The following is a 13,668-nucleotide window of genomic DNA, read 5'->3' as shown; positions in this document are numbered from 1 at the left end:
ACGTTGCCAAGATAGGCCCCGGCTAGCGTTGCCGCCAGCGCCCGGCGGCGTCCATGAAATACTGGCCTTTGGGCAGGCGCTGGATGATCTGACGCCCGGCTCGGGCTTGTACAGCCGGCAAGGGGGCATCGGTCTCCTGAGCGACCCGGCGGTATTCGGCTAGGCGCTGTTCGTTCACCCGCTCGACGAGTTGGCGGATTGCAGGCGAGGGCTCGCCGGTAACGATGCCCGTTAGCCCGTCGAGGCGCTCGCCCACCAACCCCTGGGTCTTGGCCTCGGCCAACGAGGGCTGCGCGAGCGCGGCCGGCGCCGCCGCGATCACGGCGATGCCAAGCAGGAGAATTTTGAGTACGCGCATTATTTTTCGCTCCCTGTTGCCGCATTCGGCAGCTGCTCCGGGGTGACGCCGAACAGCTCGGGGTTACGCTTGATCAGCTCGAGCAGCTCCTGATCGATCTGCAGGCGCTTCTGCTCGGTGATGTTGATATTGACGTCGAAGCGGATCGGCTCGTCGGGCGCTTGCAGCTTCACCGTGGGCGAACAGCCACCGAGCAGCGTGCCGAGCACCAGCAGCAGAGCGCCGCCCGATTTCAAACGATGGATCATGGCCTCCTCTCTCCCTGCGGCGGCAGATTCGGTGGTTCGGAGTCCTTGAACAGGCGCTCTAGTGCCTTGGCGCCGGTGCCGCCGAGCGCGCTTTTGACGACGCTGACGAGCGGGCCATTGACGCGCACGTTGAGTATCACCGGATGGCCTTCCAGAAAATCCGGATTGGCGCCGCGCGCCTGCAGATGCAGGTGCTGTTCGGCGCCCACCTCGCCCCCAAGCGTGAGCGAAAGCTGTCTATATTGGAAGTTTTGCAGCACCTGGCGCAGCATACGGGTGCGCAGATCGTCGCCTTTTAGGAAGGCCGGCATTTCCTGGGGCACATAGCGCAACACGCCGCTGCCCGCCGCCTGCAGCCGCCCGCCGGCGACGCGCAGGCCGTCGCGGCCGAACGAGATCGGCACCCGCCCGGTCAGTTCTCCCTTGGCCTCGACACCCTCGATGCCGCTCATGCGAACCACTTCCGCCAGATCCACTTGCCTCGCATACAGGGTGATCTGAATATTATCGAGTTGGGATAAATCCAATATGAACGGCTCGGCCCTGAGTTGCCCGCCGGCGAGCGCGAAGGCCAGCTCAGCCACCCGCAGGCGTCCATCCGGTAGCAGCGCGAAGCGCACACGGCCGTCGGTCAAAAGCAGGCCGATATTCACCGTGGCGAGGCGCAGCGTCTGCAGTTGGTCGGTGATGGGCGGCGCCAGTGAGGCGAACGCAAGCCTTCCGTCCAAGCCCGCAAAGCGCAGGCCGGCCAGTGTCGCCGCCCATTCGTCCAGACGCAGCTTGCCGCTACTTTTCAGCGACTGGCCGTCCCAGGCCAATCGACCGCCGAAGGCGACCGTGCCCGTCATATCGTTCGCCAACGCCCCGAGGGCGGGTGAAAGGTCGCCGGGCTCGGTCGCCTGCGGAATGAACTGGATGGGATAGAGGGTGAGCGCGGCCTGGGCTTTCCCCTCCTCGGCCTGCCCTTTGGCTTGGAAAACGACAATGCCCAGCGCATCGGAGAGCACCGCATCGAAGGCGAGCGCGCCGTCCTTGCGAATACCCCTCGCCTCGAATTGCAGCGGCACCCACAGCGCGGGCTGGGCGAGGCTCTTAACGGCGGAGGCGGTAAGCTTCGCCGTTTCGACCGTCCCGTCCGATAGGACGAGCGTACCGGCAATGCCTTCGGCGGCGAGCTGCGCCTCGGCAAGCCGCAGCGTGCCGTCCCGCAGGCTGATCCGCAGATCGTCCAGCCCCTGCGCCCCGCCTTGGCCACGGATCATGGCCGCCGGCCATCGCCCCGTGACCGAGTGCGATTTCCCCGCCGCGCGGATACGCAGATCGAGCGGCGCGCGCGCGCTCGCGACTGCGACATACCAACGGCTCAGTCCGAACGCATAACGCAGCAGCGGCGCCTTGCCCTTTTGCGCAAGGCAGGGCAGTTCGAGTGATTCGAGCCCTCGGCCGTTCATGGCTACGGTCTTTGCGGCCACGTGCAGGCATTGCGCCGGAATCATGCGGATCTCCGCACGGTCGCCTTCGAGGCGACCGCTCCAGGCGAGCCATCCGCTCTCCAGCGTTGCCGGGCCGAGGTCGCCCGAGGCCGTGAGCTGCCCGGCACCCTCGAGCCGCCAACTCCGGTCGGAGTTGAATGCGGCGCGCCCGCTGAAGCCCTCGAGGCCGACAGTGAGACCGGCCAGCCGCAGCGCATCGAGCGAGAGCGTCAACGGCTGCGCCGTCATCACAACAGTGTCCTCCTTAAGCTGCAACCGCAAGACGGCGCCCGCTTGCAGCCGGGTCTCTCCTACGGCAAGCGTGGCGGCGGCCGCGAACACCGCCCGGCCCGTGGCCGGGTGAATCGTCAGATGCATTGGCCCGGCGGGCTCGCGCGGGCCGAGCCGCAGCCGCAGGCGATCGCCCGCGTAGGAGCGCAACGCGCGCGGCAACAAACTGGATGTCAAAATAGCTTCCGCCGTCCAGGGGGCGCGGGCGGTCAGCACAATGCGCTCCGCCGTGGCGTCGATCGCGCCGGCAAGCTGCAGCCGCCCTTTCTCCATGAATCCCTCCAACATCAGCGCCCGCCCCTCCAAGGCCAGCCGACCGGTCAAACACGGCGTGTTCACCCCCCAATCGAGCGCGAGCTTGGAGGTGAGCGTGGCGCGCCCCTCCGCTTTAAGACGCGGCAGGCGTGCGAGCGAGGGCAGTCGCACCCGGCCCTCCAGCGTCGCCTGCCGGGTTTTCAGATCCGCCGTTCCGCCGAGATCGACCGCTACGGCTTCCGCCGGCGGCGAGGTGAGGCGGTAGCGCACTTGCTCGCCCTTCAGGTGTGCGGAGAGGTTGAGCGGTCCGAGGACGGTCCGGCGGTAAGCGGCCTTCGCTGCCGTCAGGTCGAGTGCCGCCGCCACAGACCCTTGGGCCGAGCGCCCCACGCGGGCCTCGCCGTGAAGACCAGCAAGATGCCCCTGCGCCGCGGTTATCTCACCGTCGGCGATCGCCAGACGGAGCGAGACCGGCCCGCCCGGCTGGTGTGCCGTGGCTTGCAAATGCCCATGCGCTGCCCCTGCGGCGTGGCGCACCCGAAGTGCGGAGTCGAGGCGGATCGATGCGCCTTCAAACTGCACGTGCGCCTGTTTCAGGGTGAGCTCGACGGCCCCGGCCGGCGTGGCAAGCTGCACGGTGGCGGTGCCGAGGGTCATGGCGTCGATGGGAATGCCGGTACCGGCGGCATCACCCTTGCTCTGCGCCCCGGCTTGCGCCGTGAGGCCCGGCAGTTGCAGCGCCCCGTTCGGACCGAGTACCGCCTCAAGCCGCGCACTGGAGATGGACAGCCGCCGCACCCGCCCGGCCCACAGGCTTTCCCAACTGAAATGAACGGCGATATCGCGCAGCACGAACCGCTGGTCGCCGGCAAGGCGCAACCGGTGGATCCGCACACCGTTCCAGGCAAGATCCACACCGCCTATTTCGGCATTGGCAAATCCCGCCGAGCGCAAGACGCGCTCCCCGAAAAAATCGATGGCGTAAGGCGCAGTCAGGAGCGCTGCGCCAAACAGCGCCGCCAGGCCGATCAGGAAAAATAACGCTATGCGGAACCGCTGCACGACGTTAGTGGCCTGTGCGGAACTGACCAAAGCACTCGCGCCCGGCTGGACCAATCACCAAGGCGTGCTCCGAGCGGCAATCGGCTTACATCCGGGGCGTTGGCCGAAGTCATCGAAACCGGCATCGGACCGCTGCTTTTGTGCCGTACCCGACGTTCGACACGCACGCCGCGGATTACGCTCAGCATTGGCGTACTCAGGCCCTCTCTTGCGGACTGAAAAACGCACATTCGGTTGATCTGGGTCAACTCCGGCCCGCCGATGACCACTAGAGTGTCTCCGGGAAATTCATGATCGGAGACACCGCAGCATGCGAACAAGAAAATGGGCACGCACCACAATATTGTTACTCTTTGGGGCTATATTGCCTTGGTACAGTGTTTTCGCTGGGCAGTCGGATGGAAAGTTTTTTGGGCTGGATCTGCATGGATCGCTCGGTAAGGGCGGCTATAGCCGCTACGTTTCACCTCTTACCAACCCGCTTTTCAACGAGTCGCCCTATATCACTACCGAAATCCGCCCTATCTATTTTCATCAGAAAATCCCCAACGGCTTCGTCACCCGGGGCGGGGATATTGATGTCATGGCACTGCATCTGCGCTTGGCGCTCACCGAACGGCTCGCCTTCATTGCGACCAAGGACGGTTATGCCAATATCAATTTCGACAAGACGCTTCCGGATGAGGACGGCTTCGCCAACATCGCCGTAGGTTTCAAATACGCGATCTTCTCGCAGCCCGAGAAGGAGAGGATTTTAACCGCCGGGCTCCGTTATGAAATCCCCATTGGGGATCTCGACACCGCCGGAATCGAACTTCAGGGTGACGGTGATGGTTTTCTCAATCCGTTCATCACTGGAGCCACCACACTGAAGGCGAAGCCCTGGCGCCGTTCGGGCCCCCAATCAACCGTTGCATAGAGAAGAGGCCAAGACCCGCATGGGTACAGGGCTGCTAGAAGTTTTCAGCACAGCAATTGTTTGGATGAGGCAATACCACGTACCATGACGCCGGCAGACAGCGGCCGCCGGCCGATCTGAGTCCGCGCAGCGCGCCAGTTTATTTCGTCGGCGCCCGGTATTAGCCAGGCAATGGGTTCTCCAGGACGGGATGCAAACCAGTCTCGTCATATTCCTGCCACGACCGAAGCGCTTTCTGTGCAGCAAGCCGACCGCCGTCGATCCCGGTCGGGCGCGATGCACCGGGGTCGCCGTTGCACAGCCACCGTGCTTGAGGTTAAAACGCAATAATCGGGATTTGGTACCACCCGCACTGAGTGATACGGTTCCCCTCTATCCTTTTGGAATTAATGTAAGAAGACAGCAAAACCAGACCGATGCGCGTTCTGCTCTACAGCGATCTGACGCCGGCGACCATTCCCGGTTTCAACAAGCTCCGTACCACTCTCGAGGCCGGCAACTTCCGGCAGGCAGATGTGCGCAAGATCGGGGACAATCTCTATCGAGCCCGACTGAACAAGCGCGATCGGTTGCTATTCTCGCTGTATCGCCACGATGGTGAGACCTGCTGTCTGCTCCTCGAACACATCCGCAACCACGCTTACGCGCATTCACGCTTTCTGGCCGGCGGTGCAGTAATCGACGAGGAAAAGATCCCGTTGCTAAGCACGCCCGAGGAGGCACCAACCGAGGCCCTCGATCACCTCCATCCGCAACGCGAGCGGTTCCACCTGCTCGACAAGATCCTGTCGTTCGATGACGAGCAGCAGCGGGTCTACGAGGCGCCGCCGCCGCTGGTGGTGATCGGCTCGGCCGGTAGTGGCAAAACGGCGCTGGTGCTCGAGAAGCTAAAGCTCACCATCGGCGACGTGCTCTATGTGAGTTTGTCACCGTATCTTGTCACCAACGCGCGCGATCTATATTACGCTCACGGTTACGATAATGCCGACCAGTCGGTGGATTTCCTATCCTTCCACGAGTTGCTGGAGAGCATCCAGGTTCCCGAAGGCCGCGAGATCACGCAACGGGATTTCCAGGCCTGGTTCCAGCGGCACCGTCAGCGCAGCGGCCTAAACGACCCGCACAAGCTCTATGAGGAGTTCCGCGGCGTGATCACCGGACCGGTAACCGAGCGTGGCTGGCGGTCGCGGGATGAATACCTCGAGCTCGGTGTCAAGCAGTCGATTTTCCCGGAAGCCGAACGAGCGCAGGTCTACGCGCTCTTCCAGCGCTATCTCACCTTTCTCGACGAGGTGGGACTCTACGACCCTAACCTCGTCGCCCACCGTCACCTCGCCCGAGTGCAAGCATCCTACGACTTCGTGGTGGTCGATGAGGTGCAGGACATCACCAACGTTCAGCTTTATTTGATCCTACGCACGCTGCGCGAGCCCGGCCAGTTTCTGCTAAGCGGCGATGCCAATCAGATTGTTCATCCGAATTTCTTCTCCTGGTCCAGTGTCAAGTCATTGTTTTTCCGTGAGCGCGATTTGGTCGGCCACGGTGAGGTCGTGCGCATCCTGCAAGCCAACTACCGTAATGCGGCGGTGGTTACGGCGCTCGCCAACCGCATCCTCAAGCTCAAGCACGCGCGGTTCGGCTCGGTGGACCGCGAGAGCAATTACCTGGTGCACAGCGCTGCCGATCAGCCGGGTCGCGTGCAGCTGCTCGAAGATTCCGACGCGGTCAAGCGCGAGCTCGACACGCGCACCGCACGCTCCACCCGCTTCGCCGTGATCGTGCTCCACCCAGAGCAAAAGGCGGAGGTCCGCCGCTGGTTCCGGACACCGTTGGTGTTCTCGATCCACGAGGCAAAAGGCCTCGAGTACGAGAGTGTCATCCTTTACAACGTCGTCAGCAGCGAGTCGCGGATGTTCCGCGCGATCGCCGCCGGCGTCGATCCGGCCGCCCTGGAGCAAGAGGAACTTGCCTACAGCCGCGCCCGGGACAAGCGCGACAAGTCGCTGGAAGTCTACAAGTTCTTCATCAATGCGCTCTACGTGGCCGTGACCCGTGCCATGCGTAATGTCTACCTGATGGAGTCACAGCCAGCCCATCCGGCATTGGCGCTGTTGCGCCTGGAGCGCCTCGACGGTGAGCTCGCGCTGGAACAGGATGACTCCTCGCTCGATGAGTGGCAACGTGAGGCCAGACGGCTCGAACTCCAGGGCAAGGAGGAGCAGGCGCAGGCGATTCGTGAGCAGGTTTTGGGCGAGCAGCCGGTGCCATGGACGGTGCTGGACCGCGAAGAGTTTGCGGTATCGCGTGAGCAGGCGCTCGAGGGCGGCGGCAAGAAACAGCGCCTCGAAGTGTTCGAGTACGCCCTGCTCCACCATCACCGACCGACCCTGAACGCGCTCGCCGAGGTCGGCTTCAAGCCCGCTTGTCAGCCTGAATCCAAAGCGGTTCGCCAACTCCACCGCAACCGCTTCATGAGCTATGAGATGCGCAATCCCACGGCGGTGCTCAAGGACACGGAGCGCTACGGTGTCGATCATCGCACTGCGTTCAACCTCACGCCGCTGATGATTGCAGCACGGCTTGGCAATGCTGGGTTGGTGGCGCAGCTCATCGAACGCGGTGCCGATCCGACGCTGACCGCCAACAATGGCTTTACCGCCCTGCACTTCGCCCTGGAACAAGCCGTGATCGACGAGGGCTATGCCCGCCGATGCCTGCCCAAACTCTACCCACTGCTGGCCCCGGCCAGCGTCGGCGTCCAGGTGGTGGGGCGGTTGGTGAAGCTTGACCGCCGGCTGATGGAAACCTTCCTGCTCGAACTGTTCCAGGTGATGTTCTATCGCCATCTCGGCCCGGCCCAAAGTGTCGGTGCCGGTTACACTGCACAAGACATCGAGCGTTGGGTCGCCGCGCTGCCCGAGCGGGTACTGCCGGCGCGGCGCAAGCGCCGCCCGTACATCTCCGGCGTGCTCGCTAAAAACGAGCTTCGCCGCGACGATCGCTACAACCGCAAGCTGTTCCTACGGCTGCAGCGTGGCCACTATGTGCTCAATCCAACCCTCAAGCTGCGGCATGGCGAGGGATGGCTCGCCCTCCATGAGCGGTTCCCGCTGGAGGATTTGGGTATCGCCCGGATCGACGACGAGCTTGCGGCACAGACCGCGCGTTGGTACGGACCCGAACAGCTGCGCACATACAACAGGCGCCGTGAACTCGTGCTGGAGGATTTCCGCAGAAGGTTGCCATCACTGGCCGATGACCTCAAAACATAAAAAATCAACGCATATGATTTTGCGGAGCTTTTCAAATTTGTGTAATGGGATGGGTCGTAGCGGCCCGGATGTCATCCGGACTCGCTGATCTCGATCTGAAGCTGGAGTGTTGTTTCGGCCTTCAGAGAATTGGTAATCAGACAGGCTCGCTCCGCCTTTTCAAGGCAGCGTTCGGCCTTGCCCCGACTGCTCGAATCGCCAATCCGCAGCTCGGCGTTGATCTCGAAATGCGTGAACAGCGTGACACGATCCATCCGTTCGAGCGTGCCTTCGACATCGCAGCGCACGCTCTCCCACTCCAGCCTGGACGCTTGCGCCACGCTGCGGAAAGCGAGCACGAAACAGTCTGCGACGGCGGCAACCAACAGCGTCTCGGGAGACCAGTGACCGGGCTCGCCACCGTATTGGGGCGGCGGCATCGTATCCAGGGCCGGCAATTCCGCTGCCGAGACCCTGACCGTGCCCGCCGTTGCACCTGCGGCGGAAACTCGGTAGTGATGGGGAAACTCCTGCATGGCTCATTTCTCCTGTGCCGTTCGCCTGTGCCGTGAACACCGCGCTGCCTTTTTGTTATATGGCGCGTTACTACGCTGTCAATAACAGCGCCGCCGGTGACAGATTCAGGGTAGCCCGCCCGATCAAGGCATGGACCATCCGATCTATGCTGTTATGCGCATCGGTATCCGCCATGAGCACGACATAGCCTCTGGGTAGTATGGTCTATAGAGCTTAGCTGATTTATTGCATTGCACCATTGACCTGAGTCAAGGTGTGATGCTTTTGCACAGCAACACCACCTATGCTCTCGGCGCTTCGACTATCGACTTGTGCCTGTCGGTGTTCCCTTGGGCGCCGTTTCGCCGGACCAAAGCAGCGGTCAAACTCCACACGCTGCTCGATCTGTGCGGCAACATCCCCACCTTCATCCACATCGCCGAGGGCAAACTCCACGACGTCAACGCGCTCGATCTGCTCATCCCAGAGCCCGGGGCACTCTACGTTATGGGTCGCGGCCACCTGGATTTCGCCCGGCTCTACCGACTCGCGCTCGCCGGCGCCTTCTTCGTGATTCGCGCGAAGGCCAACTTCCGGTTTCGCCGTCTCTACTCCGCCCAGCGCTACCCGCGCAGAAGCTGCGCCGCATCAAGTGTCGCGATGCCACGATCGACACGATCTCGACGATTCAGGTTTAGATAAAAAATTAAATTTATTCTGGTATTTTTCCGGACACTAGTGGCCGGGGTGAAAAGGGACCGTTCTATCCGACCCAATCTGTTCCCTTTTCCCAGACATGACCGGAGAGCCAATGACGATTTGCGCGTGACATTGAGTTCCTTCCTTAGAACAGCGTTTTGAATGGAACGATGGTCCGTTTAAGCTGTGATACAGGCGTTATTTTGCCAGCCTCCTTGATTTATCAAATAATTACGCTGGTCCGACCCCGGCCCCTCGACGGCCTCCCGTGCTGCCGGGTGGTGTGGGGAGGGCTGATTAAACGTCAGCCCTTACCCGATTATGTGCTCTTTGCCTTATTCGGGAACCGCTCTGGGTGCTCAATGATTTCTTCAGTAAGATCCACATCGATATCAGGCCAGTAGAAATGCCCTGGCGACGGTTCCTCAACACGCAGGATTGCCCTGACTGGTTGATCCTTAAACCACGGAAACTCCTCGTACGACATGAACAGCTCTCGGTCGTGTGCCAACAGCCAGACTCCATGGCTGGATATGTTTGTCACCTCAACTGCCGAAGTGGCGTTGCCACGCGCGGACAAGCTCATTGTAGTGATCCTCGATTAGGGACTCGATCTCTTTCAACTGCTGCCTGCTGTAACGGTAATTCCGTGCGAGCTGAAGCTCTGGCTCCAGCCAGAATTTAGCCTCACCATCACCCGACACAACATGTACATGCAACCTCGGCTCTTCCCGCGAGAAAAAGAAGAACCGGTATCCTTTCTCCCTGAATACTGTAGGGCTCATCTACGCTCCTTGCATATAACGGCGTCCATCTGCCGCGCTGCTTTGCGGCGTCGGTTGTCTGGGCTCGTTATGTGCTGGCGCTAAGATGTTCCGCGGCATTTCCGGGCCATCGTTTTCCAAGTATCACCGGCATAATCAGAATCCCCCTAGTTCTTGCTAGCCCTGCATGATATCCATCTTGTCCTGCACGCTCAGCTCGCTCATGGGTTTGTTGCGCAGTCCCTCGCAGCGTTTCTCAGCCGCGGTCAGGTAGTCCTTGTAGTCGTCGCTCCACATGGTGACGATCAGCGAGCTCTTGTAGTCACTGCTATAGGGGTTATAGCGCTCCAGCACCACACTATTGGCCGGATTGATCACTAAATTCATGCCGCCGTCCGCCCATGTCATGCGGATGCCGTTGCCGGTGAACTTGAACTGCTCGGGTTTGCCGAACCTCTCCGTCAGCCGGCTGCGCAGCCCGTTGAGGTCGATCGGGCCGGTGAAGTGCTCGATGTACTTCACCTGGCCGACGGTCTTGTCCATGGTCTTGATCTTGATCTTGATAAGACCGCCGTCGCGGCGTGCGGCTCGTTTATAGCGTTTGACATCACGACCGATCAGTCCGAATTCCTTGATCAGGTCGCCGCCGATGGCTGTCTTATAGCTGAACCGGATGCTCATCAACTTCTTGGCATCGACGTAGGGGATGCCCGGCTTGACACCATGCAACGAGACATGGGCCACCGAGTCGCCACTGATCAAGCGCTCCATAATATTGGCCACCTTGAGCGGGACGGAAGCGGCAGCGGCCTGTTCCTGCCTTTGCTGTTGGCGGACCGCCCGATTTGATGGCCTGACGTTTCTGCATGATGGTCTTCTGGAAATTCAGCGCCTCCTGGCGCGAGACCTTGGTCAGGAGACAGGGCTGTTGTTGGCTGTAGCGGTGATTTTTTGCCAGCTGAATCTCCGCTTCCAACCAGAAATCTCTATAACGCAAGTGAGATCTCACCCCGATCGGAGGAAGGGCGATTTTCTGCAGCTTTCATGTGCGTGCTTTTGATCTCCACTTATCCCGGTTTTGGCTGGGATGAAAGATGGCCAGCACAAGAATGAAATCGTGCTCGACCCTGGACAACACGCCATGAGGAAACCCATCCAATGGCCACTGCCGAATATCGAACTCCAGCACTTGCATGACCAACGGCTACTCTGCCGCAGAGCCAATTGCTTTCTCTACGGCAATTTGAAACTGACGCGCTAGAGCAGGACTGATTTTACGGTAAAAGGACTTTTTCAGACGAATATCTTCACGTGCCGGCGCGAGGAGCTTCACACCCCTCACCCATCGTCTTCTCGCAGCTCAGCAAGCACCTGCTCCGCATCGATCGCTTGATCTTCTCCCTTGAGATACGCCTGATATCGCCGGTTGGCTTCCGCGACCCAAGCCTCCTCGACTTGCTTGGGATCCGATACTGGCCGAGAGTCGATACTTTTCAAGAGGTGGAGGGCGAGACGCATCCGCTCATCCGCAGGCAGCGCGAGTGCTTCAGGTTCGATGGCTTCGGCACGCGTTCCCATCATAGTCTCCTCCTGCTCCTAAACTATCCGTGGGCTGCCTGCCGATAAAATGTGGTCTGTCCCCTATTACCTATCGATCCCCTCGACCGTAAGCCGACTGACATCGGTGCGCGTGCTCGCATGCTCAAACGTAATGGCGCAAACGTTACCTTCGGCGTCCATATCTAAGACGGTGTTTTCGTCCAAATCCTTGCTCTCAGCGATGCCATCCGCTCGAAATTCGATGTAGAGCGTGTCAGTGTCCTTGAAGTACTTGACTTTCATAGCTTAAACCTACGATCAAAGAACGCGTTGTGTACAGTCTCTCGGTCGGGCAGGAGTACAACTCGAAGATACCGCCCTTCCATCTCCTGAATTCTTGTCCACCGTCGGATGCGGCCATCTGCTTGGACTTCTTCATGTATCGGCGACTCCACCGCGCGGTGGACCCACTCATCCTTGATGATGGCACGGTCTGGCCGAGTCCGGATCGATTCGAAGTATTTGGTGAACTTCAACCGTGCACTCCCTTTGGCGGGATCCTGGTGATGTCAGGCCTGAATAGCTGAATCATCCCCTTTACGTCCCCACCAGGGACTGGCCAACAGTTTACGCTTGATATCGAAGGCGACGCAAAAACGCCATTCGATCTCATAGGGCGCCTTAAATGACATCAGCCACGAGGCTGTTTGTCGCTTGGGTTCATAGGATATCCCGGCCCCTTGCTGGAATTAATACCTTTCGCTATAGCGAATCCTGATACAGCGGACAGTATAGGCAGCCCAGCTTCAGCGCTTATTGTTTTAGTAATCAGTAAAATTGCCAGAATCACCACTATAAAAATAGCCAGTACTATTTGGCCATAGAGGCTCCAAAACTCGTTTCGTCTTTCCCTATGGTCTACGCAACAGTCGACGATTGCTTTTAGCTCGTTAGCAATATCGTAATTGGAGCTTCTATTAACCAATTCATGCAGAAGATATTCGATGTGTCTAAAATGCTCCAAAAGTGATTTAGTGAATATTTCTCTCCCAAGCCAAACCACCCCGCTAATTACAACAATCCCGAAAATTCCGACAATTATGGATAGCTAAAATGCCCCATCATTTACAGAAAATGCTATAGAGTTGTCCACGATCTCTCCTTGTCACTTAACGCTGGAATTCAGCCGCCGGCAGATCGCGTAGCGGGATGCTTGCCATACGTTATTATCCCCATACACAGGCGCAGCTCTAATGCTGCATAGTTTTGTGTGTGAGATCCAAGTTCAGAGTAGGATAACCCCTTTGTCCAGGTGCGACTGGTGCGCACAGGGAGCCTTCTAATGGGTGTCCCCTATTTTGTCCGTGGGTTCGATCTCTGTCGGCTGTTGTTGGCTGTAGCGGTGATTTTTTGCCAGCTGAATCTCCGCTTCCAACCAGAAATCTCTATAACGCAAGTGAGATCTCACCCCGATCGGAGGAAGGGCGATTTTCTGCAGTTTTCATGTGTGTGCTTTTGATCTCCACTTATCCGGGTTTTGGCTGGTCCAATGGCCACTGCCGAATATCGAACTCCAGCACTTGCATGACCAACGGCTACTCTGCCGCAGAGCCAATTGCTTTCTCTACGGCAATTTGAAACTGACGCGCTAGAGCAGGACTGATTTTACGGTAAAAGAACTTTTCCAGACGAATATCTTCACATGCCGACGCGAGGAGCTTCGCACCCCTCACCCATCGTCTTCTCGCAGTTCAGCAAGCAGCTGTTCCGCATCGATCGCTTGATCTTCTCCCTTGAGATACGCCTGATATCGCCGGTTGGCTTCCGCGACCCAAGCCTCCTCGACTTGCTTGGGATCCGATACCGGCCGAGAGTCGATACTTTCCAAGAGGTGGAGGGCGAGATGCATCCGCTCATCCGCAGGCAGCGCGAGTGCTTCAGATTCGATGGCTTCGGCGCGCGTTCCCATCATAGTCTCCTCCTGCTCCTAAACTATCCATGGGCTGCCTGCCGATAAAATGTGGTCTGCCCCCTATTATTCCCTGTCTATCTACCGCGCCTAACGGAGTTGGCGATGAGCGGTCCCCGTGCGTCGGGGCTCAATGCCCCGGCGCATGGGGGGCACGATCGCCAGTTTGGCGGCGCTTCGCGCCGGCACTGAATCGAACGAAGTGAGCGCGAGATTAGGCGTCAAGCCACCATCGTTTGTTGCATTCTCTCCGATCCAACTTGACGCTTAATTTCGCGCTTCCCCCGCATATCGCTACTCCGTTCGGTGGGGCGCTCTCGCCCTG

General features: G+C 59.6%; 14 protein-coding genes and 1 pseudogene. 3 read left to right on the top strand and 12 right to left on the bottom strand.

Annotated elements, in window-relative coordinates; translation table 11 throughout:
• Positions 1-22: 22 nt before the first annotated feature.
• The 3 genes from NB231_RS01915 to NB231_RS01905 are packed head-to-tail and all read right to left on the bottom strand — an operon-like array spanning position 23 to position 3,716.
• Positions 23-358, bottom strand: a complete 336-nt coding sequence (locus NB231_RS01915) for a YdbL family protein (protein ID WP_004999284.1) — start codon at positions 356-358, stop codon at positions 23-25.
• Positions 358-606 (bottom strand): YnbE family lipoprotein, encoded by a 249-nt coding sequence (locus NB231_RS01910; protein ID WP_004999281.1) that lies wholly within the window; start codon positions 604-606, stop codon positions 358-360. Before NB231_RS01910 ends, NB231_RS01915 begins: the two co-directional genes overlap by 1 nt.
• Positions 603-3,716 (bottom strand): intermembrane phospholipid transport protein YdbH family protein, encoded by a 3,114-nt coding sequence (locus NB231_RS01905; protein WP_156776859.1) that lies wholly within the window; start codon positions 3,714-3,716, stop codon positions 603-605. Before NB231_RS01905 ends, NB231_RS01910 begins: the two co-directional genes overlap by 4 nt.
• 334 nt (positions 3,717-4,050) lie before the next feature.
• Between NB231_RS01905 and NB231_RS01900 the strand changes: the two genes are divergently transcribed.
• Both NB231_RS01900 and NB231_RS01895 read left to right on the top strand, forming a co-directional pair.
• Positions 4,051-4,605: a hypothetical protein gene (locus NB231_RS01900; RefSeq protein WP_004999279.1), complete on the top strand. Its 555-nt coding sequence runs from the start codon at positions 4,051-4,053 to the stop codon at positions 4,603-4,605.
• 416 nt (positions 4,606-5,021) lie between these two features.
• Positions 5,022-7,877: an ankyrin repeat domain-containing protein gene (locus tag NB231_RS01895; RefSeq protein ID WP_004999278.1), complete on the top strand. Its 2,856-nt coding sequence runs from the start codon at positions 5,022-5,024 to the stop codon at positions 7,875-7,877.
• Between the two features lie 71 nt (positions 7,878-7,948).
• On the opposite strand, the gene NB231_RS01890 is transcribed toward NB231_RS01895, so the two are convergent.
• The gene (locus NB231_RS01890; protein ID WP_004999276.1) at positions 7,949-8,392 is read right to left on the bottom strand and encodes an OsmC family protein; all 444 of its coding nucleotides are present in this window, start codon (positions 8,390-8,392) and stop codon (positions 7,949-7,951) included.
• A gap of 70 nt (positions 8,393-8,462) precedes the next feature.
• Entirely contained in the window at positions 8,463-8,567 is a 105-nt protein-coding gene (locus tag NB231_RS20200) for a poly-beta-hydroxybutyrate polymerase N-terminal domain-containing protein (RefSeq protein ID WP_084766197.1), read from the bottom strand.
• A gap of 96 nt (positions 8,568-8,663) precedes the next feature.
• On the opposite strand from NB231_RS20200, the pseudogene NB231_RS01885 reads away from it, so the two are divergent.
• Positions 8,664-8,993 (top strand): annotated as a pseudogene (locus tag NB231_RS01885) (transposase); the annotation flags it as partial.
• Between the two features lie 397 nt (positions 8,994-9,390).
• Here NB231_RS01885 and NB231_RS01880 read toward each other — a convergent pair.
• The 7 genes from NB231_RS01880 to NB231_RS01850 form a co-directional block, all read right to left on the bottom strand.
• Complete coding sequence (locus NB231_RS01880) at positions 9,391-9,657, bottom strand: DUF2442 domain-containing protein (RefSeq protein ID WP_084766196.1); 267 nt, start codon at positions 9,655-9,657, stop codon at positions 9,391-9,393.
• On the bottom strand, positions 9,617-9,856 hold the full coding sequence (locus tag NB231_RS01875; protein WP_040661586.1) for a DUF4160 domain-containing protein: 240 nt from the start codon (positions 9,854-9,856) through the stop codon (positions 9,617-9,619). Before NB231_RS01875 ends, NB231_RS01880 begins: the two co-directional genes overlap by 41 nt.
• 156 nt (positions 9,857-10,012) lie before the next feature.
• On the bottom strand, positions 10,013-10,606 hold the full coding sequence (locus tag NB231_RS01870) for a hypothetical protein (RefSeq protein WP_004999271.1): 594 nt from the start codon (positions 10,604-10,606) through the stop codon (positions 10,013-10,015).
• A gap of 567 nt (positions 10,607-11,173) precedes the next feature.
• On the bottom strand, positions 11,174-11,416 hold the full coding sequence (locus NB231_RS01865) for an addiction module protein (RefSeq protein ID WP_004999269.1): 243 nt from the start codon (positions 11,414-11,416) through the stop codon (positions 11,174-11,176).
• A 63-nt stretch (positions 11,417-11,479) separates the two neighbouring features.
• On the bottom strand, positions 11,480-11,677 hold the full coding sequence (locus NB231_RS01860) for a DUF2283 domain-containing protein (protein WP_004999268.1): 198 nt from the start codon (positions 11,675-11,677) through the stop codon (positions 11,480-11,482).
• Positions 11,678-11,943: 266 nt separating this feature from the next.
• Positions 11,944-12,066, bottom strand: coding sequence for a hypothetical protein (locus tag NB231_RS19980; protein WP_269593330.1), 123 nt, complete (start codon positions 12,064-12,066; stop codon positions 11,944-11,946).
• A 1,037-nt stretch (positions 12,067-13,103) separates the two neighbouring features.
• Positions 13,104-13,346, bottom strand: a complete 243-nt coding sequence (locus NB231_RS01850; protein WP_004999267.1) for an addiction module protein — start codon at positions 13,344-13,346, stop codon at positions 13,104-13,106.
• Between the last annotated feature and the right edge of the window lie 322 nt (positions 13,347-13,668).

The organism is Nitrococcus mobilis Nb-231 (assembly GCF_000153205.1).
Classification (GTDB): domain Bacteria; phylum Pseudomonadota; class Gammaproteobacteria; order Nitrococcales; family Nitrococcaceae; genus Nitrococcus; species Nitrococcus mobilis.
The sequence above is the reverse complement of the archived record's forward strand: the minus strand, read 5'-3'. Positions and strand labels throughout refer to the sequence as shown.

Bases quoted from the DNA above. Each gene is read 5' to 3' on its own strand.
- NB231_RS01915 (WP_004999284.1), bottom strand. From the start codon at position 358: ATGCGCGTACTCAAAATTCTCCTGCTTGGCATCGCCGTGATCGCGGCG.
- NB231_RS01910 (WP_004999281.1), bottom strand. From the start codon at position 606: ATGATCCATCGTTTGAAATCGGGCGGCGCTCTGCTGCTGGTGCTCGGC.
- NB231_RS01895 (WP_004999278.1), top strand. From the start codon at position 5,022: ATGCGCGTTCTGCTCTACAGCGATCTGACGCCGGCGACCATTCCCGGT.
- NB231_RS01890 (WP_004999276.1), bottom strand. From the start codon at position 8,392: ATGCAGGAGTTTCCCCATCACTACCGAGTTTCCGCCGCAGGTGCAACG.
- NB231_RS20200 (WP_084766197.1), bottom strand. From the start codon at position 8,567: ATGGCGGATACCGATGCGCATAACAGCATAGATCGGATGGTCCATGCC.
- NB231_RS01880 (WP_084766196.1), bottom strand. From the start codon at position 9,657: ATGAGCTTGTCCGCGCGTGGCAACGCCACTTCGGCAGTTGAGGTGACA.
- NB231_RS01875 (WP_040661586.1), bottom strand. From the start codon at position 9,856: ATGAGCCCTACAGTATTCAGGGAGAAAGGATACCGGTTCTTCTTTTTC.
- NB231_RS01870 (WP_004999271.1), bottom strand. From the start codon at position 10,606: ATGGAGCGCTTGATCAGTGGCGACTCGGTGGCCCATGTCTCGTTGCAT.
- NB231_RS01865 (WP_004999269.1), bottom strand. From the start codon at position 11,416: ATGATGGGAACGCGTGCCGAAGCCATCGAACCTGAAGCACTCGCGCTG.
- NB231_RS01860 (WP_004999268.1), bottom strand. From the start codon at position 11,677: ATGAAAGTCAAGTACTTCAAGGACACTGACACGCTCTACATCGAATTT.
- NB231_RS19980 (WP_269593330.1), bottom strand. From the start codon at position 12,066: ATGTCATTTAAGGCGCCCTATGAGATCGAATGGCGTTTTTGCGTCGCC.
- NB231_RS01850 (WP_004999267.1), bottom strand. From the start codon at position 13,346: ATGATGGGAACGCGCGCCGAAGCCATCGAATCTGAAGCACTCGCGCTG.